The organism is Microbispora siamensis (assembly GCF_016863095.1).
In the GTDB taxonomy this organism is placed as follows: Bacteria; Actinomycetota; Actinomycetes; order Streptosporangiales; family Streptosporangiaceae; genus Microbispora; species Microbispora siamensis.
Genome location: NZ_BOOF01000005.1, coordinates 306,434 through 328,056, shown reverse-complemented (window position 1 = coordinate 328,056; position 21,623 = coordinate 306,434). Strand labels below are relative to the sequence as shown.

18 protein-coding genes and 1 pseudogene are annotated in these 21,623 nt (G+C 72.3%); 7 read left to right on the top strand and 12 right to left on the bottom strand.

The genetic code is table 11. The features are described 5' to 3' along the window. Window positions 1–46 precede the first annotated feature (46 nt). Entirely contained in the window at window positions 47–952 is a 906-nt protein-coding gene (locus Msi02_RS07935) for a proteasome assembly chaperone family protein (RefSeq protein WP_204047726.1), read from the bottom strand. A 103-nt stretch (window positions 953–1,055) separates the two neighbouring features. Here Msi02_RS07935 and Msi02_RS07930 point away from each other — a divergent pair, with 103 nt between their 5' ends. Continuing rightward, entirely contained in the window at window positions 1,056–1,448 is a 393-nt protein-coding gene (locus tag Msi02_RS07930) for an ankyrin repeat domain-containing protein (RefSeq protein WP_204047725.1), read from the top strand. 191 nt (window positions 1,449–1,639) lie between these two features. Next, on the top strand, window positions 1,640–2,533 hold the full coding sequence (locus tag Msi02_RS07925) for a 4-epi-cubebol synthase (protein ID WP_204047724.1): 894 nt from the start codon (window positions 1,640–1,642) through the stop codon (window positions 2,531–2,533). Window positions 2,534–2,555: 22 nt separating this feature from the next. Here Msi02_RS07925 and Msi02_RS07920 read toward each other — a convergent pair whose 3' ends face one another. After that, a complete protein-coding gene (locus Msi02_RS07920) occupies window positions 2,556–4,664 on the bottom strand; it encodes an ATP-binding protein (RefSeq protein WP_204047723.1) in 2,109 nt (702 codons plus the stop codon). 223 nt (window positions 4,665–4,887) lie between these two features. Between Msi02_RS07920 and Msi02_RS07915 the strand changes: the two genes are divergently transcribed. After that, on the top strand, window positions 4,888–5,055 hold the full coding sequence (locus Msi02_RS07915) for a hypothetical protein (protein ID WP_167530435.1): 168 nt from the start codon (window positions 4,888–4,890) through the stop codon (window positions 5,053–5,055). On the opposite strand, the gene Msi02_RS07910 is transcribed toward Msi02_RS07915, so the two are convergent. Further along, window positions 5,052–5,573 (bottom strand): ATP-binding protein, encoded by a 522-nt coding sequence (locus Msi02_RS07910; protein WP_204047722.1) that lies wholly within the window; start codon window positions 5,571–5,573, stop codon window positions 5,052–5,054. The two genes, Msi02_RS07915 and Msi02_RS07910, sit on opposite strands and share 4 nt — an antisense overlap. After that, window positions 5,557–5,751, bottom strand: a complete 195-nt coding sequence (locus Msi02_RS07905; protein WP_079313607.1) for a DUF5999 family protein — start codon at window positions 5,749–5,751, stop codon at window positions 5,557–5,559. Before Msi02_RS07905 ends, Msi02_RS07910 begins: the two co-directional genes overlap by 17 nt. Before the next feature lie 172 nt (window positions 5,752–5,923). On the opposite strand from Msi02_RS07905, the gene Msi02_RS07900 reads away from it, so the two are divergent. Then, entirely contained in the window at window positions 5,924–6,295 is a 372-nt protein-coding gene (locus Msi02_RS07900) for a LytR/AlgR family response regulator transcription factor (RefSeq protein ID WP_275414101.1), read from the top strand. Between the two features lie 30 nt (window positions 6,296–6,325). Here the strand turns inward: Msi02_RS07900 and Msi02_RS07895 are convergent, their stop codons facing one another. Beyond that, the gene (locus Msi02_RS07895) at window positions 6,326–6,985 is read right to left on the bottom strand and encodes a response regulator (protein ID WP_239108216.1); all 660 of its coding nucleotides are present in this window, start codon (window positions 6,983–6,985) and stop codon (window positions 6,326–6,328) included. A 113-nt stretch (window positions 6,986–7,098) separates the two neighbouring features. Between Msi02_RS07895 and Msi02_RS07890 the strand changes: the two genes are divergently transcribed. Then, a complete protein-coding gene (locus tag Msi02_RS07890; protein ID WP_275414100.1) occupies window positions 7,099–8,949 on the top strand; it encodes a sensor histidine kinase in 1,851 nt (616 codons plus the stop codon). Window positions 8,950–9,012: 63 nt separating this feature from the next. Here the strand turns inward: Msi02_RS07890 and Msi02_RS44775 are convergent, their stop codons facing one another. From Msi02_RS44775 to Msi02_RS07875, 4 genes and pseudogenes are all read right to left on the bottom strand, one after another. Next, window positions 9,013–9,495 (bottom strand): sensor histidine kinase, encoded by a 483-nt coding sequence (locus Msi02_RS44775; protein WP_444543484.1) that lies wholly within the window; start codon window positions 9,493–9,495, stop codon window positions 9,013–9,015. Between the two features lie 3 nt (window positions 9,496–9,498). After that, window positions 9,499–9,726 (bottom strand): annotated as a pseudogene (locus Msi02_RS44770) (histidine kinase dimerization/phospho-acceptor domain-containing protein); the annotation flags it as partial. Window positions 9,727–10,232: 506 nt separating this feature from the next. Next, window positions 10,233–11,189: an ABC transporter permease gene (locus Msi02_RS07880; protein ID WP_204047717.1), complete on the bottom strand. Its 957-nt coding sequence runs from the start codon at window positions 11,187–11,189 to the stop codon at window positions 10,233–10,235. Continuing rightward, window positions 11,186–13,846 carry a CocE/NonD family hydrolase gene (locus Msi02_RS07875; protein ID WP_204047716.1) on the bottom strand — a complete coding sequence of 887 codons (2,661 nt, stop codon included), beginning with the start codon at window positions 13,844–13,846 and terminating at the stop codon, window positions 11,186–11,188. The genes Msi02_RS07880 and Msi02_RS07875 overlap by 4 nt, the downstream gene beginning before the upstream one ends. Before the next feature lie 164 nt (window positions 13,847–14,010). Here Msi02_RS07875 and Msi02_RS07870 point away from each other — a divergent pair, with 164 nt between their 5' ends. Further along, window positions 14,011–15,294, top strand: a complete 1,284-nt coding sequence (locus tag Msi02_RS07870; protein ID WP_204047715.1) for a hypothetical protein — start codon at window positions 14,011–14,013, stop codon at window positions 15,292–15,294. A 153-nt stretch (window positions 15,295–15,447) separates the two neighbouring features. On the opposite strand, the gene Msi02_RS07865 is transcribed toward Msi02_RS07870, so the two are convergent. Continuing rightward, on the bottom strand, window positions 15,448–16,494 hold the full coding sequence (locus Msi02_RS07865) for a CopD family protein (RefSeq protein WP_239108214.1): 1,047 nt from the start codon (window positions 16,492–16,494) through the stop codon (window positions 15,448–15,450). Beyond that, on the bottom strand, window positions 16,491–17,330 hold the full coding sequence (locus Msi02_RS07860; RefSeq protein ID WP_239108213.1) for a copper resistance CopC family protein: 840 nt from the start codon (window positions 17,328–17,330) through the stop codon (window positions 16,491–16,493). The genes Msi02_RS07865 and Msi02_RS07860 overlap by 4 nt, the downstream gene beginning before the upstream one ends. Window positions 17,331–17,584: 254 nt before the next feature. Between Msi02_RS07860 and Msi02_RS07855 the strand changes: the two genes are divergently transcribed. After that, entirely contained in the window at window positions 17,585–18,814 is a 1,230-nt protein-coding gene (locus tag Msi02_RS07855) for an MFS transporter (protein WP_204047714.1), read from the top strand. A gap of 153 nt (window positions 18,815–18,967) precedes the next feature. Here the strand turns inward: Msi02_RS07855 and Msi02_RS07850 are convergent, their stop codons facing one another. Then, window positions 18,968–21,586, bottom strand: coding sequence for a chitinase C-terminal domain-containing protein (locus tag Msi02_RS07850; RefSeq protein WP_275414099.1), 2,619 nt, complete (start codon window positions 21,584–21,586; stop codon window positions 18,968–18,970). Window positions 21,587–21,623 lie beyond the last annotated feature (37 nt).

Here is a 21,623-nt window from a genome sequence, read left to right as displayed (position 1 = left end):
GCGAGGCGTCCTTCGGGTGGGTCGGGGGCGGCGGCTTCGCGGCGGCTCAGGTGTCGCGGTCGTCCCGTTCGGCGAGGAACGCCTCGAACTGGGCGGCGAGCTCGTCACCCGTGGGCATCTGCGCCTCCTCGGCCAGCAGGCTCTCCCGTTCGGCGCCCGACTGGAACGCGTCGTACTGCTGCTCCAGGCCGCGGATCGCGCCGGCCAGCTCCTCGGACGCCGCGATCTGCTCCTCGATCTCGATGGTGGTCTTGTCGGCCGCGTCCCTCAGGGTGTCCATGGGGAAGACCAGCCCGGTGCTGCGGGTGACGGCCTCCAGCGCCGTCACGGCGGCCTGCGGGTACTCCGCCTGGGCGAGGTAGTGGGGCACGTGGATCGCGTAGCCGAGCGCGTCGTGGCCCTTCGCCCCGAGCCGGAACTCGATGAGCGCGGCGAGGCTCCCGGGCACGCGGACCTTGCCGAAGGGGCTGGTCTGCCCTTGGACGAGGTCGGGGCGCGTGGCGTGGGCCGTCATGCCGAGCGGCCGGGTGTGCGGGACGCCCATCGGGATGCCGTGGACGGTCACCAGCCTGCCGATGTTGAGCCGGGTCACCAGCATGCCCACGGCCTCGGTGAACAGCTCCCACTCCCGGTCGGGCTCCGGGCCGCTCATGATGAGGAACGGCGTGCCGGTGACGTCCTTGGTCAGGTAGACGGCCAGCTCAGGAGTGTCGTAGTCGCTCCAGTGATCGGTGTCGAAGGTCATCACCGGGCGGCGGGACCGGTAGTCGAGCAGCCGGTCCACGTCGAAGGTCGCGATGACCCGGTGCTCCAGTTCGGCGAGGAGGTGCCCCAGGGCCAGCCGCCCGGCGGCGCCGGCGTCGACGAACCCCTCGAAGTGGTAGAGCAGCACCGGATCGGTCAGCTCGGGCAGGTCCCCGTCGAGCCGATAGAGATCCGTGGGGTCGGACACGTGTCCCAGCCTTTCTCACGAAGTCTTTACCTACTGAACCTACGGGACCCCCGGTCGATTCCGCTCGATTCCGGGGCGGTCGCGGCGACCTTACCGTTGGACTATGGGGAACATGGAGCCGGACCCTGAGCTGGAGGAGTTCGCCACCAGGTTGTTCGACCTCGCGAGGTCGGGGCGGACCGAGGCGCTGTGCGCGTACGTCGACGCGGGCGTGCCGGTCAACCTGCGCAACCAGAAGGGCGACACCCTGCTCATGCTGGCGGCCTACCACGGGCACGCCGCGACGGTGCGCGCCCTGGGCGAGCGGGGCGCGGACCCCGACCTCGCCAACGACCGCGGGCAGACCCCGCTCGCCGGCGCGGTGTTCAAGAAGGAGCCCGAGGTCGTGCGGGTGCTGCTGGAGCTGGGGGCCGATCGCTACGCCGGGACGCCGTCGGCCGTCGACACGGCCCGCATGTTCGGGGACGACGAGATCGTCGCGCTCATGGAGGGCTGATCCGATTGAGCCGTTCCGGCTGAGCTGATCCGACTGGGCCGTTCCGGCCGACCAATGTGTCCGTAATTATGGCAAGGCTGGCGCCCTTTGTCCGGCAGGACCATGCTTGTCGGATGGCTACTGCGAAAGCGGATTCCCTCAGTGGGCGCCCCCTCCGCCTTCCCTCCCTCACCTGCCCCTTCCCGAGTGCGGTGAACCCGCACGTCGACGAGGTGAACCGGGACACGCTGGCCTGGCTGGCCGCCTCCGGCATGATCGGCGACGACGACCAGTTCGAGCGTTTCCGGCTCGCTCGCTACGGATGGCTCGGCGCCCGGACCTACCCGTACGCCCCCCGGGAGCTGTGCCAGCTCGTCACGGACTGGTGCGTGTGGCTGTTCGCGTTCGACGACGCCTACTGCGAGTCGGACCGGCGGGCGGCCGAGATCGCCCGGGCCCTGCCCCAGCTCTACAGCGTGGTCGAGGACAACGAGGGGGACGAACCGGTCGAGAACGTCTTCGCCCGCGCGCTCCTCGACATCAAGACGCGGATCAGGAAGCACGGCACCGCCGACCAGCTCGACCGGTGGCGCGCCACGACCAAGGACTACCTGTTCGCCCAGGTCTGGGAGGCCGCCAACCGGGAGGACGACGTCGTTCCCACGATCGACGACTACATCTTCATGCGCCGCAGGACCGGCGCGATGCTCACCGTCTTCGCGCTGATCGACGTGGCCGCGGAGGTCCCCCTCACCATGGACGAGTGGCGCCATCCGGTGGTGCACGAGATGACCGAGCACGCCAACGACGTGGTCGTCTGGGACAACGACCTCATCTCGTACGCCAAGGAACGGAGTGAGGCGAACATCCGCAACAACCTCGTCAGCGTGCTGGTCGGGCACACCGGCTGCACGGTCCAGGAGGCGATGGACCGGATCGGCGCGATGCGCGACGAGGCGGTCGCCGCGATGGCGGCGCTCAGCCCCGCCACCGAGGCGCTCGGCTCGCCCGCCGTCGACGCGTACGTGAACGGCCTGAAGTACTGGATCAGCGGCAGCGTGGACTACTCGCTGACCAGCTCCCGGTACGTCGGCGCCTGGCAGTGATCACCCGCGGCCGGCGGCCCGGTCAGTCCAGGTGGAAGTCGTCGACGTCGTCCAGCGCGTACTCGACGAGGTCGCCCAGGCTGAACCGGGCCCCGGCGGCGTACGCCTCGTCGTAGGCGGCGTCGCCGATCAGCTTCTTGCACTCCTTGACGCACTGCTCGTGCTCCGTCGTGAAGAACGGCGACCCGAACTGGGGCAGCCCGAAGGTCCGCCAGTTGGCCTGGGCCGCCCCGAGGAGGGTCGCCGTCCGTTCCGGCTCGCCGGCCTCGAGGTTCAGCGTCGCGAGGTTGTCCACGCACAGGACGATCCCGAGCACGTCGTGGAAGTGCCGCTTGATGCGCAGCGCCTCCTTGCACGCCACCAGCGCCTCGTCGCGCCGGCCGGTCGCCCGGTGGACGAGTGAGGAGACGTACCAGGAGTAGGAGCGCAGCCACAGCTCGCCGCGCTCCTGGCAGACCTGCAGGCAGTCGACCAGCAGCGTCTCCGCCTCCTCGAACTCGCCCTGCGCGAGCAGCACCATGGACAGCTCGACGATCGCGGGCAGCAGGCCCGGGTTCAGCTCCCGGCCGCCGCGGTGGAACTCGATCGCGACGCCGAGCAGCGCGGTGGCCTTCTTCGCGTCGCCCTGCAGCATGGCCGCGGTGCCCTGCATCTTGGTCGCGAGCAGCACCGCGCCCGAGTCGCCCACACGCACCGCGTCGGTGCTGCACTGCTCGGCCGCGGCGAGCGCGCCCGCCATGTCGCTCTGGGCGCTGCGGATGTAGGCGAGCACCCACAGGGCCTTGCAGCGTTCCTTGCTGGGGGAGGGGCTGGCCTTGAGCGCGCGCTCCAGGTAGATCACGCCCTCACGGGCGAAGCCGCAGGCGACCCACAGGAACCACAGGGCCGACAGCAGCTCCAGGCCGACGCGCTCCTCGCCCGGGGTGGACAGGCAGTAGTCGAGCGCGACGCGGATGTTGTCGTGCTCCTGGCGCATCCGCGTGTACCAGTGCACCTGGCGCGGTCCCGACCACGAGTGTTCGCTGCGCTCGGCGAGCTGGAGGTAGTAGTCGCGGTGGCGGCGGCGCAGGTCCTGCGTCTCGCCGAGCTTGTCCAGCCACTCGCCGCCGTACTGCCGCAGCGTGTCGATCAGCCGGTAGCGCTGGCCGGCCGGGGTGGGGAAGCTCAGCAGGACCGACTTGTCGACCAGGCCGCCGATCACATCGAGGATCCGGTCGGAGGGCAGGGCGTCGCCGGCGCAGACGTGCCGGGCCGCATCGAGCTCGAAGTCGCCGGCGAACACCGACAGCCGCGCCCACAGCAGCCGTTCGGCCGGTTCGCACAGCTCGTGGCTCCACCCGATCGCCGCGCGCAGCGTCTGGTGCCGCGGCAGCGCCGTACGGCTGGCTCCGGCGAGCAGGCTGAACCGGTCGGCCAGCAGCGCGAGGATCTGCTCGACCGACAGCGTGCGCAGGCGTACGGCGGCCAGTTCGATGGCCAGCGGGATCCCGTCGAGGCGGCGGCACAGCTCGGCGACGGCCGTGATGTTGTCCTCGTCGACCACGAAGTCGGGCACGACGGCGGAGGCCCGCGCCCCGAACAGCTCGACGGCCTCGTTGGTGAACGGGTTCTCCGAGGGGCTGTCGCCGGGCACCGACAGCGGAGGCACGGCGGCGGTGTACTCGCCCGGCGCGTTCAGCGACCGCCGGCTCGTCGCCAGGATGCGCAGGTGCGGCGCCGTGTCGAGCAGTTCCTGCGTGAGCTGGGCGCACGCGTCGACGAGGTGCTCGCAGGTGTCCAGGATGAGCAGGAGCTCGCGGTCGGCCAGCCATTCCGTGAGGGTGTCGGACCCCTCACGCGGCGACTGGTCGGCGATGCCGAGCGCGGACGTGATCGTGTGGTAGACCATCGCCGGGTCCTGCAGCCGGGCCAGGTCGACGTACCAGACGCCGTCCCTGAACTGCCGCCGCACCTGGTGCGCGACACGCAGCGCGGTGCGTGACTTGCCGACCCCGCCGATGCCCGTCACGGTGATCAGCCGGTACTCCTGCAGCTTCTGTCTCAGCGACGCGAGCAATCGCGTCCGCCCGACGAAGCTGGTCAGCTCCACGGGCAGGTTGCCCTCTTGCCGCCATCCTGCTGGCGTTGCCATGCCGCCTCACGGGGGGTTCGTCCGGCGTGCTCCCTGCTCCCGCATCGTACCTTTGCGTGCGGTTGGCTGTCCGGTGGTACGGGCGTGACGTTTGCCCGGCGATGAGGGGGGATGATCTCCCCTCGAGGGAAGGAGCCCCAGCGCGCCGGGCCTTCGGCGCCGTGTCCGGCCGCACGGCTCTCACGGCTTCGCGGCTCCGGGCGGAGCCAGTAGCATTGGCCGCGTGAGTGTGCAGCATCCGGATGACATGCGTCCGGTGGACCTCTTCGACGAGGGGCTGCCGGTGCTGCCTGACCAGACGAGTGACGACACCGACCTCGGGTGGGGCGATTGGCGCTCCGACTCCGATGTCTCACGCCTGCTGGAGGAACGCCCGCCTCACTGGGACTAGGCCGGACACTCCTCAGGCACGGCCAGTTCGAACCAGACGGCCTTCCCCCTGCTCGTCGGGTGCACGCCCCAGGAACGGGACAGGGACTCGACGATCAGCAGCCCCCGGCCGCCCTCGTCGTCGTCAGGTGACCTGTCGCGGGCCCGCAACGGGACGCGGGCCTCGTCCTCGACCTCGCACCGCAGGACGCCGTCCCGCAGCAGGAGCGTGAGGACCGGCTCCCCCCGCCCGTGCCGCAGGACGTTGGCGACCAGCTCGCTGACGAGCAGCTCGGCCACCTCGGGCACCTCGCCCGCCGCGCTGCCCGCCCAGTCCCGCAGCGCGGCGCGGACGAGCCGGCGTGCCAGGCTCGTGGACGACGGGACCGCGGGGAGGACCCAGGAGGCCCGGTGCGCGTGCGTCACGCCGTCGTCGGCCGCGTCGTCCGCCGGGAGCCGCTCCCACGGGTAGGCGTCGTCCGGCCGCCGAGCCATGGGGACCAGCATGACCGTGCCCATGGACTCACGCGGCCTGGGCATAGCAGGCTCGGTGGGGGAGAAGGCTGCGGCCGTCGGGCAGCAGTTCGCCGGTGTCCTCGAAGACCACGACACCGTTGCAGAGCAGTCCCCACCCCTGCTCGGGGTGGAAGGCCACGAGACGGGCGGCGTCGTGATCGGGGGCGTACGCGGGCGGACATGGCGGGGTGTGCGGGCACATGAGGTTCACCTCGATCCTTCAGACGGCGGACCGTCCAACACTCCCTACGATGGCCTCTGGAAGGCCCCGCCGTCTGCGCTGGCAGCCCCCATCCGACGGGTGTGCCCACGGGCATCGCGAGATGGCGGCTAGCTGCAATGACGCGGACGTGGTCCGATGCCACTCTTGAGATGTGCCCCTCAGGTGTCTCATCGTTGACGACAGCGATCACTTCAAGGAGGCCGCCCGCATGTTGCTGGAGGCGGACGGCATCGCTGTCGTGGGCACGGTGTCCACCACGGCCGAGACGCTCCGGTCCTTCCGGGAGTTGCGGCCTGATCTCGTGCTGGTCGACATCGATCTGGGCGAGGAGAACGGCTTCGACCTGGCCCTGCGGCTCTACGAGGAGGCGGGAGACCGTCCGCCGCGCGTCATCCTGATCTCGACGTACGACGAGCAGGACTTCGCCGAGATGATCACGACCAGCCCGGCCCTCGCCTTCCTGTCGAAGCCGCGCCTGTCGGGCCGGGCCATCGACGAGATCCTCCGGGGCGCGGACGCCTGAACGGGCCGGACCGGCGACACCGGTACGGCCTCAGCGGGAGTCGAGGAACGCGAGCACCGCGAGCACGCGGCGGTGGTCGTCCTCCGTCTCCGGCAGCCGCAGCCTCGACATGATGCTGCGCACGTGCTTTTCGACCGTGCCCTCGGTGATCCAGAGTTTGTGCGCGATCCCCGCGTTCGACCGGCCCTCCGCCATGAGGGAGAGCACCTCGCGCTCGCGCTGGGTGAGCTCCTCCAGCGGATCATGCCGGCGGCGGGCGTTGAACAGCTCGGCCACGAGGCTGGGGTCGACGACCGAGCCGCCGTGGACGATGCGCTGGAGCGTCTCGACGAAGTCGGACACCGCGGTCACCCGGCTCTTGAGCAGGTAGCCGACCCGGTGCCCGGTGGCGAGCAGCTCCATCGCCTGCTCGACCTCGACGTGCGCCGACAGCAGCAGGATGCCCACCTCGGGGAACTCCGCGCGGATGACCTTGGCCGCCTCGACGCCCTCCGTCGCGTGCCCCGGAGGCATCCGGATGTCGACGACGGCCAGATCCGGACGGAGTTCCCGCACCAGGGCGAGCAATTCGGCCGCGTTGCCCGCCTGGCCGGCGACCTCGAATCCCGATCGCTCCAGCAGGCTCGCCAGCCCCTCGCGCAGCAGGACGTCGTCGTCCGCCAGCACCACTCGCGTCGGAGTCTCGTCCACTGCTCTGCCGCCTTCTTCGCGTGCCGGGACGTGCCGGTCAGGCGTGGCGGGCGACGGTGTTGACCTGGGCTTTCGCCTGTCCTCTATCCGTCGGGCGAGAGTAGTGTGGCCTTGTGCGCGCGCGATTGCTGTCGTTGCTGCTACGCGCGGGCCGCCCGCCTCTCCTGTGGGGCATCCTGACGGGCGCCGCATGCGTGGCAGCCGAGACGTTCATAGCCTTTGCGCTGGCGCAGGTGGCGCCCAGCAACGCCCTGGACGTAGTTTATCTGCTCGGCGTTCTCGTGGTCGCGTACCTCTGGGGCATGTGGCTCGGCGTGAGCGTCGCCCTGGCCAGTGCCATGGTCTACGACTTCTTCCAGGTCCCGCCCATCCACCGGGTCACCATCTTCAGCGGCTGGACGTGGGTGCCGCTGCTGGTCTTCCTGGTCGTCGGGTTGCTGGTGAGCGCGGCCGCCGCGCTGATGCGGTCCCTGGTCGTCGAGGCGGAGGAACGCCGCCGCGAAGCCGATCTCGATGCCAGGACGGCCCGTCTCCTCCTGCGCGCCGAACATCTGCATGCGGCGCTGCCGGTCGTGGCCCGGCGCCTGGCACAGGGCCTCGGCCTGCCGTTCCTGGCCGTCGAGCTCGGGCCGGTCGGCGACGATCCGCGCCACATCACGTTGCCGCTGACCGACGACGGTGCCGGGATCGGCACGCTCGTCGTGCCCGCGGGCCTGCCGGCGGCCATGATGCGCCGCCTGCGGGAGCGCGTGGTGCCCTCGCTGGAAACGCTGCTGGTGGCGGCGCGCGACCGCGAGGCCATCAGCACCGCCCTGGCGGCGAGCCGGGACGAGCTGGCCAGGATCGCCGAGGAGCAGGCCGCCCTGCGACGCGTCGCCACCCTGGTCGCGCGCGGGGTCCCGCCCACGGAGATCTTCGGCGCGGTCGCCCGCGAGATGGGCCTGATCGTGAACGCGGACCACACCGCGATCGAACGCTACGAGCCCGACCGCACGGTCGTCCTGGTGGGCTCGTGGAGCGGGTCGGACCGCGGGGCCCCGCCGCCGGTGGGCTCGCGCCGCCCGCTCAAGGAGAGCGGCCTGTCCGCCCTCGTCCTGGGGACGGAACAACCGGGCAGGATGACGGCGAAGGAGGGCGCGGCAGGGGAGCTGGACGGGTGGGCCGGCGATCAGCAGGTCGTCTCCGCGGTCGCCAGTCCCATCGTCGTCGAGGCCCGCCTGTGGGGCGTGATGATCGCCTTCTTCCGCGCTCCCGAGCCGCAGCCGGACGACGTCGAGGAACGCATGCGGGACTTCACCGAGCTGATCGCCACCGCGATCTCCAACGCCGAGGCCCGTGACGAGCTCGCCGCCTCGCGGGCCCGCGTGGTCGCCGCCTCGGACGAGACTCGGCACCGGATCGAACGCGATCTGCACGACGGGGCCCAGCAGCGCCTCGTCTCCCTGGGGCTGCAGTTGCGCATGGCGGAGACCGCCGTGCCACCGGATCTGCCCGAACTCAAGGAACAGCTGTCCCACACGGCCGAGGGGCTGACGCTGGTGCTGGAGGATCTGCGGGAGCTGTCGCGCGGCATCCACCCGGCGATCCTCTCCAAGGGAGGCCTCGGGCCGGCCCTGAAGATGCTCGCGCGCCGCTCGGCGGTTCCCGTCGACCTCCAGGTGCGGGTCGACGGGCGCCTGCCGGAGCGGGTCGAGGTGGCCGTCTACTACATCGTCTCCGAGTGCCTGACGAACGTGGCCAAGCACGCGCAGGCCTCCATGGTGTGCGTCGAGGTCGAGGCGACGGACGACGCGGCGAGGGTCGGGATCCGCGACAACGGGAAAGGAGGCGCGGACCCGGGCAAAGGTTCCGGGCTGATCGGTCTCATCGACCGCGTCCAGGCGCTCGGCGGCACGATCGAGGTCACCAGCCCGATCGGCCATGGCACGACGCTCACAGCCGTGATCCCCATCGGCAGCCGCTGACGGAGCGGTCACGCCCCCGGGCGTGACGGGGGCCATCCCGGTCGGCAACGGCTGACGGGGCGGTCACGCCCCCCGGCCGGACGGAGGATCGGCGAGCGGCAGGCGGACGACGAAGCGGGCGCCGCCCTCCGCCGCGTCCTCCACGCCGATGGTCCCGCCGTGCGCCCGCACGATCTCCCGCGCGATGGTCAGGCCCAGGCCCGAGCCGCCCCGGCCGCGAGACTTCTCCAGCCGGGTGAACGGCTCGAACACCCTTTCCCGGTCGGCTTCGGGTATGCCGCCGCCGTCGTCGGCGACGGCGAGCTCCGCATAGGCGCCCTCCTGCCGGACCTCCACCAGCACCCTGCTCCTGGCGTGCCGCTGGGCGTTGTCCAGGAGATTGCCCAGCAGGCGCTGGATCTCGTGCTCGACGGCGTGGACCGCCACGCCGGGAATGAGCCGGAGCAGCACCGGCGACCGGTGCGCACGGCTGGAGACCTCCGTCCGCACCAGCTCGGCCAGGTCGGCCGCTCTTCTCTCGTGGGGCGGCTTCGTCCCCGCCTTCAGGAGCAGCAGCAGGTCGGAGACGACCGCCTGCAGACGGTCCACGTCTCTCAGCGAGCAATCGACGAGCTCGACGAGGTCCGTCTCGGCGGGGTGCAGCCGGGCCTCCTCCAGCTGTGCCCGCACCCCGGCGAGCGGGGTGAGCAGCTCGTGGGAGGCGTCGACCAGGAATCGGCGCTGGCGCTCGGCCTTCCGGTCCAGGCGTCTTCCGGCGTCGGTGAGCCGTTCCAGCATCCTCTCGGCGTGCACCGGCAGGGCGGCCTCGTCCTCGCCGGCAGGGGTGGGGACACGGGTCTCCGGATCGCCGGTCGGGGCGGGGTCGTGGTGGCACATGACGCTCATCGCAATGCTGCCGTCGGTGTCGCGGCCCCTGCAGGCCCGCCTGCAGTGGGAGGCGGCGTGCGGCGGTGCCAGGCGGGTGGCGCGAGCGGCCACGGCGAGGGCGCTCGGCACAGCCCGGGCGCCACTGGTCTCAGGCAGGTCATCGGCACCCGGTCACCTCCGGTTAGGGTCGCCTGCTGTGGTCTCGTACCGTCCGGCGAGCCGGACGGCTGTGACCGATCAGAGACCACTCAGCCGCGCATGAGGGGCGCCGATCCGGATGTCCTGATCGGTTCCAAATACCACCATGTCTCCGTCGGCGCCCGCCCGTCTGCGCCGACAGCCCCCATTCCGACCCCACCGCCAGCCGTCCCCGGGCATTCCGGCTAGCTGGAATGCCGCCGGTCATCGCGGGGCCGTCAGGAGACGACGTCCCGGCGCCGGAAGCGGCGGAACGCCAGGGCGACGAGAACCACCGAATAGGTCACGGAGACCGCCACGCCCTTCACCATGCCGCTGTAGTCGGGCTCGGGCGCGAGCGCGTCGAGCCACGCGGCGTTCCAGAAGGTGGGCAGGAACTCGCGCAGCGAGCCCAGCGCCTCGACCGCCTGCAGGATGCTGCTGACGATCACCAGGCCGACCGCGCCGCCGACCGCACCGAGCGGGGAGTCGGTGCCGACCGACAGCAGGAAGGCGACCGCGGCGACCACCAGCTGGCTGACCAGGGCGTAGCCGATGACGACGGCGAACTTGGGCAGCACGTCGGCGGCGGGGATCACCTCGCCGGTCCCCGGCACGGTGATGTCGTTCCACCCGAAGGCCAGCGTGCCGGCGAGCAGGGCCATCAGCGGAAGCACGGTCACCGCGGCGGCAGAGTACGCCAGCGCCACCACCAGCTTCTGGCGCAGCAGCCGGTCGCGGGGAACGGGCGCGGCCAGCAGGTAGCGCAGCGACGACCAGCTCGCCTCGCTCGCCACCGTGTCACCGCAGAACAGCGACACGGCGACGACCAGCAGGAAGTTGGCCGACACCGACAGGGCGAACGCCGCGAAGTTGAGGCCGCCCGCCGTGGCCAGGTCCGACAGGCGCAGGCTGCCCTGGCCCCGCCCGGCCGGCCCGAACTGGAACGCCACCACGAGCACCCACGGGAGGGCGAGCAGCACGCCGAACATCGCCATGGTGCGGCGCCGCCGCAACTGCCGCACGAACTCCACCCGCAGCGGCAGCGTGCGTCCCGGAGCGTAACCGGGGGCCCGGCCTCCCGCGCCACCTCCGCGCGTGTCCGGCCCGTCCTGGGTGACCGGAGTGGCCCGCCCGCCGGCGGGGACGTGTCCGGCCGGAGCCGGATCCGGGGCCGGTTGCTTCGCCGGGCTCATCGTCGCTCTCCGATCAGGTCGAGGAACACGTCCTCCAGGCGGGGGCCGGCGCCGTTGGCGGCCGGCGCGGTGCCGAGCAGGTCGCCGACAGGTCCGGCCGACACCAGCCGCCCGCGGTGCATGACGACCACGTGGGTGCAGGTCTGCTCGACCTCGGCGAGCAGGTGGCTGGAGACGATGACGGTGCGCCCCCGCTCGGCGTACGCCTTGAGCACCCGGCGCATCTCGGCGATCTGCGGCGGGTCGAGGCCATTGGTCGGCTCGTCCAGCACGAGCAGGTCGGGGAGGCCGAGCATGGCCTGCGCGATGGCCAGGCGCTGGCGCATGCCCTGCGAATAGGTGCGCACCGCGCGTTCGAGGGCGGCGCCGAGCCCGGCGATCTCCAGCGCCTCCTCCATGTGGGCGTCCTGCGGCGGTCGTCCCGTGGCCTGCCAGTACAGCTCCAGGTTGGCCCGGCCGGACAGGTGCGGCAGGAATCCCGGCCCCTCGACGAACGACCCCAGCCGCGACAACACCGGAGCCCCCGGCCGCACGCGGGTGCCGAAGATCCGGATCTCGCCCTCGTCCGGGTGGATGAGACCCATGAGCATGCGCATCGTGGTGGTCTTGCCCGCACCGTTCGGCCCGAGCAGGCCGAGCACCTGGCCCTTCTCGACGCGGAACGACAGGCCGTCGACCGCCTTCTCGCCGTTGCGGTAGCGCTTGCCCAGCCCGCTGATCACCAAGGGCACCTCGGCCGACTCGGCGTCCACCGCCGGGCCATCGCCCCCCTCCGTGCCGCGCCTGGCCCTGCCGATCAGCAGGAGCGCGGTCGCGACCACGATCGCGGCGAGCGGCATGGCCCACGTCCACCAGGCCGGGCCGGTGGCGGGCGTGCGCAGCGCCGTGTCCCCGGGCAGTTCCAGCGTGGGGGAGTCCAGCGCGATCCGATAGACGGCGGGGGCGGCGGGCGTCGCGTAGCCCAGGTCGGTGGTCGACACGACCACGCGCATCCTGTGCCCGGCGTCGAAGCGCCTGTCGATGGCCGGAAGCGTCACCGTGACCGGCGTGCCCGCCTCGCTCGCGGTGACCCGCAGGGGCGAGACCAGGCTCGACGGGAGCACCGGAGGCGACCCTCCGGAGACGTCGTAGAGCTTGGCGAACAACGTGGCCTCACCCGTGCCGTACACCCTGATCGTGACGGTGGGGCTGCCGGTGACCTGTGCGGGCGTGGACAGTGGGGCGGACTCGAAGGCGGCGGCCTGGCCGGGCATGTCCAGCGAGAGCGACGCGCCGCCGCCGTTTCCGCCGAGCAGCCCGCCGAGGCCGGGGACCGCCGAGATCGACGACGGCGATCCGCCCGCCGGGTTGGCGACCGGCTGCTGGGAGCCCCGGAGGGCGACGGTGGTCCGCCGCACGCCCGGAAGGCCCGGGTAGCGGCCCGCGGTCGCGTGCAGGAGCACCGGGCGGCGCGTGCCCGGGTCCCGGCCGCCGTCCCTGGTCACGGTGAAGGCGGCCGAGTCGCCGTCGCCGGAGGAACCGGTTCCTTTCAGATAGCGGTCGAACCAGCCGGTCGTACGGTCGGACAGCCAGTCCGCCTCGCCGTCGCCGCCGTCGTGGCCGCCGTTGAACCAGACGACCTCGACCGGAGCGCCTGTGGCGGCGATGGCCCGGGCGTTGGCGTCGGCGTGCGAGAGCGGGAACAGCGAGTCGCGCTGGCCCTGGACCAGCAGCGTCGGCACCTTGATCCGGCCGGGCACCGAGATCGGGCTCGACCGCCGCAGGAGATCGACGGCCTCCGCGGTGGCCCTGCCGGTCTCGGCCACCTTCTGGTACATGTCGCAGATCTGCGGCAGGAACCGCCCGCACTGGACCTGCTCGCTCCCGGGCGTCCGCCCTGACTGCCCTCCGGACCCCTGACCGCGTCCCTGGCCGGTCTCCCGGCCCCCGGACGCGTTCCCGCCGGAGCCCGCGGCGGCGCCGGTGAGGCCGGCGAGACCACCCGCGCCGAGACCGCCGTCCGGGGCCAGCCGGTCGGCGGCTGCGCTGAAGAAGATGCCGGCCCACATCTTCTTGAAGACGCCGTTGAGCGGGCCCTTGCCCGAGGCGTCGGGGAAGAGCGCGTCGGCGAGGTCGTACCAGGTGATCTGGGGGACGATCGCGTCGACCCGGCTGTCGTAGGCCGCGGCCATCAGCGCGATCGCCCCGCCATACGAGCCGCCGGCGATGCCGACCCGCGGGTCGCCGGGGGCGTCGAGACGCACTTCGGGCCGTTCGGCCAGCCAGTCGATCAGCCCCCGCACGTCCTTGACCTCGTAGTCGGGGGAGTTGAGCGCGATCTGCCCGGTCGAGCGGCCGAACCCGCGGGCCGACCAGGTCAGCACGGCGTAGCCCTGCTCCGCGAGCCGTCCCGCCTGCTCGCGCATGCTCTCCTTGCTGCCGCCGAAGCCGTGGGCGAGCAGCACGGCCGGGGCTCTGCCGCCGGAGGCCGGGGGATAGAAGGTGGCGTCGAGATCCACGTGCTGGTCGTCCGCCGGTCCGTCCACGACGGGGATGACCAGGTCGTGCCCCTTCACCGCGGGGCCGGAGGGCCACAGGGCCCACGTCACGCCTCCGGCCATCAGGATGACCAGCGTGACCACGATCGCGAGGGCACGCCGCCCACCCGGAAACGTCATGTCGCGATGCTACTTGTGTCTGCTGAGAGACCGCTGAGGAGCCGCCGCGCCTGTGGACAACCGCCGCGACAGCGTGCGCGGACCCGTTCCGCACACGAATCGTGATGATGCATCGGGGTAAACCCTGATTGCGCCTCACCATAGGGAACGGCATCATTTCGCGCGTGAATGGAACGCCGCTCAAGCAGATCCCCGCTCGCGTGATCGAGTGGGCTCTTCCGTACTGGACCCGGGGGGAGGCTGGCAGGCAGACGCCGCAGGACCTCTTCCGGGTGCTCTACCTGGGCTGGCTCGCGGCGTTCGCCCTCAAGGTGCTCGGGTCGAGCTGGGACGTGTCGTGGCACTTCAAGTGGCTGCGCGACGACCTGGCCCCGCCGCACCTGCTCAACACGGTCGGCACGGTGATCGCCGTGGCGCTGACCATCGTGCACTGGTACACCGGCTACGGGGTGGACCGCACGTCCTCCCGCCTGATCGTGTGGGGCACCGGCGTCTTCCTCATCGCGATCCCGCTCGACCTGATCAACCACCGGGTCAACGGGCTCGACATCACCGCGTGGAGCCCCTCCCACGCGCTGCTGTACATCGGCACCGCGCTGATGCTCGCCGGAGCGATCCGCGGCTGGTATGTCGGCTCGGGCCGCTACGCCGAGATCACCCGCGGCCGGCGTGCGCTGGTGCTGGGCGGCCTGTTCGCGTTCTTCCTGGAGAACGCGCACTTCCCCGAGCTGCAGCAGGAGTACGGCGTGCTGGAGCTGGCCTCCTGGGACCGGGGGCAGCCGTACGCCGAGCCGACGCTGCTCGAATTCGCGGCCAACCAGATGGGGCGGGCCGTGGACCGGGCCATGGTGCTCAAGTTCTCGCTGCCGATCCCCGACGTCGTCTACGCCGTGTACGCGGGGGTCGTGGGCGTCGCGATCCTGGTCTTCGCACGCGTCATGGTCGGCCGCCGTTACACGGCCACCGCGATCGCCGGGGCGTACGTGGCCTACCGGTGCCTGATCTGGCCGCTGCTCGTGGGCGGCGGGTTCCCGCCGTCGACGATCCCGTTCTTCTTCCTGCTCGCGGGCCTCGGCGTCGACCTGGCCTTCCTGGTGCCGATCAAGTACCTGCGGCCGCTCGTGGGCGCGGTGCTCGCCACCGCCGGGGTGTACGGAGGGCTGCTGGCGCAGGACCGGGTGCTCGAAGCGCCGCCGTACGCGCCGGAGGCCTGGCCGGTGGCGCTCGCCGCGCTGGCCGTCGTGTGGTACGCGGTGGAGTGGTTCACCGGCCGCAAGGGGCTGACGGCCGCCGCCGCGGAGGACAGGATCGCCGGGGAGGCGCGGGCCGCGGAGAGTGAGACCACGGCGGAGCCGGGCCCGTCGCGCGATGCCGCGCCCGGCGCCGGGCCGGAGGCGGCGTCCGAGGCGACGCCCGCGCCCGCCGCCGTATCCGAGCCGACGGCCTGAGGGCCCCGCCCGCGCTCACGCAACGCGCCTTTTCCGAGCCGCTCCCTCTCCGGGGGCGGCTCTCGGCGTCTCGGGGGCGAGCCGGCAGAGCCGTGGGTCGGGCGAGCCGGGCAGGGCCGTGGGTCGGGCGACCCGGGGTCCGGGGGCCGTGGGTCAGGCGACCGGCGTCTTGGTCAGCGCGACCGCGACGCCGTACGCGAGGCCCATCACGGTGAGTTCCAGGGCCGCCCAGGCGGCGAACGCGGCCGGGGCCTGGCGCGTGACCGCCGGCAGCAGCCGCCAGCGGATGTTGCCCCCCAGCAGTGCGATCACCGCGGTGAACACCGCCTTGGCGACCACGAGCCGGCCGTAGCCCGTCGTGACCAGCGACGCCGGGAAGCTCTCGGCGGGCGTGAGCAGAAGCTCCACCAGGCCGTTGAAGAGCCCGGACAGCCCCACGACGACCAGCGCGTACGTCGCCAGCCGGGAGAACCGGGGCAGCGTGCGGGCGAGCAGGTCGCGGTGGCGCGGCAGCAGGACGGCGAGCGCGACCAGGCCGCCCACCCAGGCGCAGGCCCCGATGACGTGCAGCTCCATCGAGACCATGCTGAGGTCGTGCCAGTACCAGTTCGAGGCGTGACCGGTGACCGGGAGCGGCAGCAGCCCGAACCCGGCGACGAGCACCCGCAGCTCGGCCGGCACCTTCTCGCCGAACCGCACCGCGAGCATTCCCACGGCGGCGCTGGCCAGGGCGCACGAGGCGCTCACGATCATGCCCTGCCCCGCGCCGATGCCGTCGACGTACGCCGCCACGTCGGGGAACGCGCCCGGGGTGACCTCCGCAGCGCTGAGGACGGCCGACACCAGTGCCGCCGCGCACCAGACCAGCGAGAACAGCACGGCCCAGTGCCGGGCCCTGGCGGCGACCGGCTCGGTCCTGTCCGGGTCGTCGAAACCGAGGAGCTTGGGGAGCAGGCTGAGACCGATGGTCGCGGTGGCGGCCAGGTCGAGCACGAGCCGGACGACCGGCAGTCCGTACTCCACGACCGTGCCCGGCATGGGAAGCCCGGGCACGGCTCCCGGCAGCGTGAGCCAGGTCGCGATCACGACCGCGAGCAGGGCGCCCGCGGTCAGCCCGGCCGCCGGGACGCGGGCGCGGGCGTGCTCGGTGCCGGGGCCGGACCGGCCCGTCGTGACGTGCGGTTCGGAGGTCGTGGTCACGCGGCGCCGCCCGAGGCAGGGGAGCTTCCGGCGCCGGTCGCGGCGCTGGTGGAGCGGCCGGTGGACGGGCCTTCGGCGTCGGAGGCCGCCCGCGCCGTCCCCGCCGCCGGGGGAGCCGGGATCGTCCCGTCGCGCAGGCGCCGGTCGTGCCGCACGAGCACGCGGGCGCACAGCGCCAGCAGGGCGGCGGTGACGGCCAGCAGCCCCCATACCCAGCTTCCGCCGCCCGTACCGGTCGTCCCCGTGCTGGTCGTCCCCGTGCCGGGGTTCGCCGTGCCGGGCGCGGGAGTGGCCGCCGGCGCGGTGACCGTCCCGGGGGCCGCGCCCCCGCCCGTCACGCTGAACTTCACGGCGCCGGTGACCGGGTGGCCGTCGTTCGACACGATGCGGTAGCCGATCGCGTACGCCCCCGCGGGGGTGCCGGTCCGTACGCCGATGGAGACGTTCCTGCCGTCCACCGTGATCTCGCCCTGCTCGTAGTGGGCGCCGTCGGGTCCGGTGACGGCGATGCGCGCGAAGTCGCGGCGTACGGCCTGGTCGAAGGTGAGCGTCACGGAGGCGGGCATGGCGTCGAGGACCGCGCCGTCCTTGGGATCGCTGGCGACGAGCACGTCGTGGGCCCGTGCGGGCGTCGCGACCAGCATCACCGACAGCAGGGCCAGCAGCGGCACGGCGAGCAGCCGCAGACGGCCACGCGGCGGGACGGCGCGCACCCGCGGGCGGTTACGCGGCGGGACGGTGCGCGCGACCGCCGGGGGCGGGGCGGTCCGTCCGGCCGTTCGCCGACCGCCGCCCGTGGCTGGGGCGTCGTTGCACATCCGGGCGACCTGGTCCACCTGCCTTGCCTTCCTTTTCGCCGGGCGCCGACCCAGCCATGGTCCCATTGATCGCGGCCCGCGCACGCCGCGCGGCGAACCGGCGACGGCAGCGGATCGTGCCGTGATGATCGGTTCCGGTGATGTGCCGGGCGGCGTACGCATTCTCCTGATTAGGTGGACGACGGGCCGGATCCGGCGTTCGGCACCGTATTCGGCCCCGTATTCGGCACCGTGCGTCCGTCGTGACGACCGCCGCGAAGGAGGAGCTCATCATGACCCCCCAGCCGACCGTAGGCGGATCCGAGCGGAGCGAGGCGCCGGTGCGGCGCTCGCCGTGGCTGACGATCGTCGTCATCTACGTCGCAGGAGTCGTGGCGGCCATGAGCTACGGCAAGTTCTCCGCGGTCGGGCCGTCGATGGCCGACGAGCTCGGGCTGTCGCTGTCGCAACTGGGCTGGGCGATCTCGGCGGTGGTCGGGGTGGGTGCCGTCGCCGGGTTGCCCGCCGGGTATCTGGTCCGCCGGTTCGGCGCGGGCAGGTCGCTGGTCGCCGCCCTGGCGTTGATGGTGGCGGCGAGCGCGCTGAGCGCGGCCGCGGGGAGTTTCGGCTGGTTGCTGGCCGCCCGGATCGTCGAAGGCGTCGGCTATCTCGTGGTCACCATCGCCTGCCCGGCCCTGGTCCTCCAACTCGCCGAGGAACGGGACCGGGGGGTCGCCCTGTCCGTCTGGGCGACGTTCGTCCCGGTGGGCATCGGCGTGAGCACCCTCGTGGGCGGTGCCGCCGGCGAGGACCTCGGCTGGCGCGGCTGGGTGCTGCTGATCGCGGGGCTGACGCTGCTGATGGCGGTGGCCGTCCGGATGCGGCTGCCGCGGACGTCCGTCTCCGGCGCGGCCGCCGGGCCCGTGCCCGGCGCGCGGGCGCTGGCGTGGCCCGCGCTGCTCACCGTGTCCTTCTGCCTGATGGTGCTGGTGACGATGCCGGTGGTCGTGCTGCTGCCCACGCTCCTGATCGACGAGCACGCGAGCTCCGCCGGGGCCGCAGGGGCCCTGACCTCGGCGATCTCGTTCGTCGGCGTCCTCGGCGGGGTGTCCGTGGGCGTCCTGCTCCGCCGGGGCGTGCCGCTCGCCGTGCTCGCCGTGACCGGGCTGCTGGTCGTGCCGGCCGCCTGGCTCGTCTACGGCGCCGGGGCTCCGCTGGCCGCCGCGGCGACCGGCGCGGGGATCGTCTCCCTGGAGAACGGCCTGCTGGGCGCCTTCGCCTTCGCCGCCCTGCCCTTCGTGCTCGAGCGCCTCGACCACGCCGACGTGGGCACCGGAATGGTGGCCCAGATGGGCAGTCTGGGCGCGCTCGTCGGTCCCCCGCTGTTCGGCCTCGTGGCCGGGGCCTCCGGGTTCGGGGCCGTCGTGCCGGTCATCGCCGCCGGGATGCTGGCCTCGGTCGGCGGGATGCTGCTGGTGACCAGGAACGTCGCCCGCCGTTCCCGGGGCCTCGCCGCTGAATGAGAGGCGCGACGCCCGGCGGTCTCTCGACTTGTGATCGGCTGAGACCGCCGGGCGCCGGCTCCGGGCCGTACCGGTGTCACCGGCCGGGACGGCCCGGAGGCTGTGCCGTACGTCCGGGCGAGCCGCCGCGGGACGTGCGGGCGAGGAGGTGGGTCAGAGCTTGGTCCAGAGGGCGGCGACGTTCGGCGGCTCCCAGCCCGCCAGGGCGGTGTGCGGCTGCCGGCACTGGTAGACCGCGCCGCCGTAGGTCACCCGGTCACCCGCCGCGTACGCCGTGCCGGCCGCCCAGGCGGGGTAGCCGCCGGGGCTCGCCGACGGCGAAACCGACGGCGAGGCGGACGGCGAGGCCGAAGGTGAGGCGGACGGCGATGCGCTGGGGGACGGGCTGGGAGACCTGCTGGGGGAAGCGCTGGGAGACGCGGACGGCGAGGCCGAGGGTGAGGCGGACGGCGAGGCGGACGCGCAGGGTCCCTGGTCCAGCCACACCTGGGCGTTGCCCGGCGTCTCGCCCTGGGTCCACCACTGCGCCTTCCAGGTGTGACCGGCGTACGAGACGAGGTTGCCGCCCGTGTAGACGGTCGTGGACGACCACGCGGGGGCCGTGCACGTCCCCGCGGACGGCGACGCGCTGGGCGACGCCGACGGGGAGCCGGACGGGGAAGCCGAGGGAGACGCGGTCACGCCGCCCCTGGCGAGGTCCTGCGTGATGCCGTACGTCGCGCCGCCGAAGGAGACCGTCCAGTTCGAGGGGGTCGAGGTGGGCAGGTAGTAGACGAAGGCGACGTCCACGGAGGCGCCCGGCGCGAGGGCCTGCCAGCTCGGCAGCTTCAGCGACACCCGGTTGTAGTCGCCCTTCAGGCCGCCGACGTTGTTGGACGCGGTGTGGTCCCTGCGGATGATCGTGGAGCCGAAGCCCGATTGGTCGGCCGCGTTGCCCGGGGCCGAGGTCGCGTAGTCGAACTGGAACTCCGTTCCGCCCGGCAGCGTCACGCCCGAGTTGTTGGTGATGTGGATCTTCGGGTTGATCGGGTAGTTGTTGTCGCCCAGGGCGAAGTCGCGGAACTCCACCGAGACGTCCAGCTTCTGCGCCGGGATCGGGGTGGTCGCCCGTACGTTCCCGTACGGCGTGGCGGCCTTGAACTTGTCGTACATGAGCGTGGTCAGCGTGGTGCCGGGCTCGTACTGGCCCTTGGCGGAGTTCCAGCCGTAGTCGCCGGCCAGTTCCCAGATCATCGTGCCGCCGATGCCCCTGGAGATCACGTAGTCGGCCTTGGCCGCCACCGACTGGTCGTCCTCGGTGGACAGGAACACCTTCTTGGTGGAGTTCCACAGCCAGGGGGCGGTCAGCGTCGAGTCGTAGTAGCGGGCGTAGGTGCCGGTCAGCGACGTGTCGGTGACGCCGTAGGAGGCCAGGTAGTCGCCGAGGATGCCCTTCTCGAGGTTCTTGGCGTGCCACATCGGGTTGGAGCCCGCCGGGGACTCCTTGCCGTTGTCGTCGAGGTCGTGCCACAGGTTGTCGATGCCGACCGCGCCGTCGCCGCAGCTCGTGAGGCCGGAGCCGGCCGGGCAGGTGGTTGCGGGGGCGGTGCCCCACAGGCCGTTCGTGCCGCCCTGCACGTTCTTGAACCCCCGCGTGTAGTACGGCAGGCCGATGTTGATCCGGCCCGGCTGCATCGCCCCGCGGAAGTAGTGGTAGGCCCAGTCGGTGTTGAGGTAGCCGATGCCGCCGTACTGCCCGGCCCCGTACACGCCGGCGGCGGCGAGCTCGCCGTCCTTGCCGTCGTCGAAGAGGTAGGCGTTGGGGCCGACGTACTTGTTCCACGCGCCGTGCAGGTCGTACGACATGATGTTGACGTAGTCGAGGTACTGCGTGACCTGGTAGGTCTCCATGCCGCGCAGCAGCCAGCCGGACGCGGGCGCGGCGACGGTCAGCATGTAGTACTTCCCGTCGGCGGCGGAGGCCCGGTCCAGCTTCTCGCGCAGCGTCTTCATCAGCGCGACGTAGCCCTTCATCAGGGTGCCGCGCTTGCCGTTGGCGATCGGCCAGTCGAGCGGGTTGCCCGCGTCGTTGTTCGACGTCGGGTACTCGTAGTCGATGTCCACGCCGTTGAAGCCGTACGTGCGCAGGAAGGACACGACCGAGTCGGCGAAGGCGTCGATGCCTGCCTGGGTCGAGGTCATCGTGTAGAAGCCGCCGCTCGCCTGCCGGTTGCCGGCGTCGTCGATGTATCCGCCGGTCTCGGCCCAGCCGCCGACGCTGACGAGCGTCTTGGTGTTGGGGAACTGCTTCTTGAACTTGTTGAGCAGGTTGAAGTGGCCCTTGTAGGAGTAGGCCGGGTCCATCTCGGCCCCGGCGACGCCCGGCCAGGTCATGCCGATGGCCGGGTTCCTGTCCGTGTTCGACCCGACGGAGATCTTGTTGTCCGGCCCCACATGGGCGAACGCGTAGTTGATGTGGGTGACCTTGCCCCAGGGGATGTCACTGGCGAGGTAGCGGGTCTGGCCGTTGGAGCCGTCGCGCCAGCCGGTGAAGTAGCCGATGATGCGGCGGGGGTGGTCGGCGCCCATCTTCTCCCGGCCCTCGGTGTCGTAGGCCAGGCAGTAGGGGACCTCCACACCGGGCGTCCGGTAGAGCCCGTCGGGCCGGCACGCCTCGTCGCCGGCCGCCGCTCCGGCGGTGCCGCCGGTCGCGGCCAGTGCCACGGCCCCGGCGGCGAACGCGATGCAGACCGCGGAAGCGGTCCGCGCTAACGATGATCTCAACAGGCGCACAGCCATACCTCCGACAGGCGAAGTGCCGATCCTCCAC

Excerpts from the sequence above, each read along its gene's own strand:
- Msi02_RS07930 (WP_204047725.1), top strand. The coding sequence starts at position 1,056 with ATGGGGAACATGGAGCCGGACCCTGAGCTGGAGGAGTTCGCCACCAGG.
- Msi02_RS07920 (WP_204047723.1), bottom strand. The coding sequence starts at position 4,664 with ATGGCAACGCCAGCAGGATGGCGGCAAGAGGGCAACCTGCCCGTGGAG.
- Msi02_RS07910 (WP_204047722.1), bottom strand. The coding sequence starts at position 5,573 with ATGCCCAGGCCGCGTGAGTCCATGGGCACGGTCATGCTGGTCCCCATG.
- Msi02_RS07905 (WP_079313607.1), bottom strand. The coding sequence starts at position 5,751 with ATGTGCCCGCACACCCCGCCATGTCCGCCCGCGTACGCCCCCGATCAC.
- Msi02_RS07880 (WP_204047717.1), bottom strand. The coding sequence starts at position 11,189 with ATGAGCCCGGCGAAGCAACCGGCCCCGGATCCGGCTCCGGCCGGACAC.
- Msi02_RS07875 (WP_204047716.1), bottom strand. The coding sequence starts at position 13,846 with ATGACGTTTCCGGGTGGGCGGCGTGCCCTCGCGATCGTGGTCACGCTG.
- Msi02_RS07855 (WP_204047714.1), top strand. The coding sequence starts at position 17,585 with ATGACCCCCCAGCCGACCGTAGGCGGATCCGAGCGGAGCGAGGCGCCG.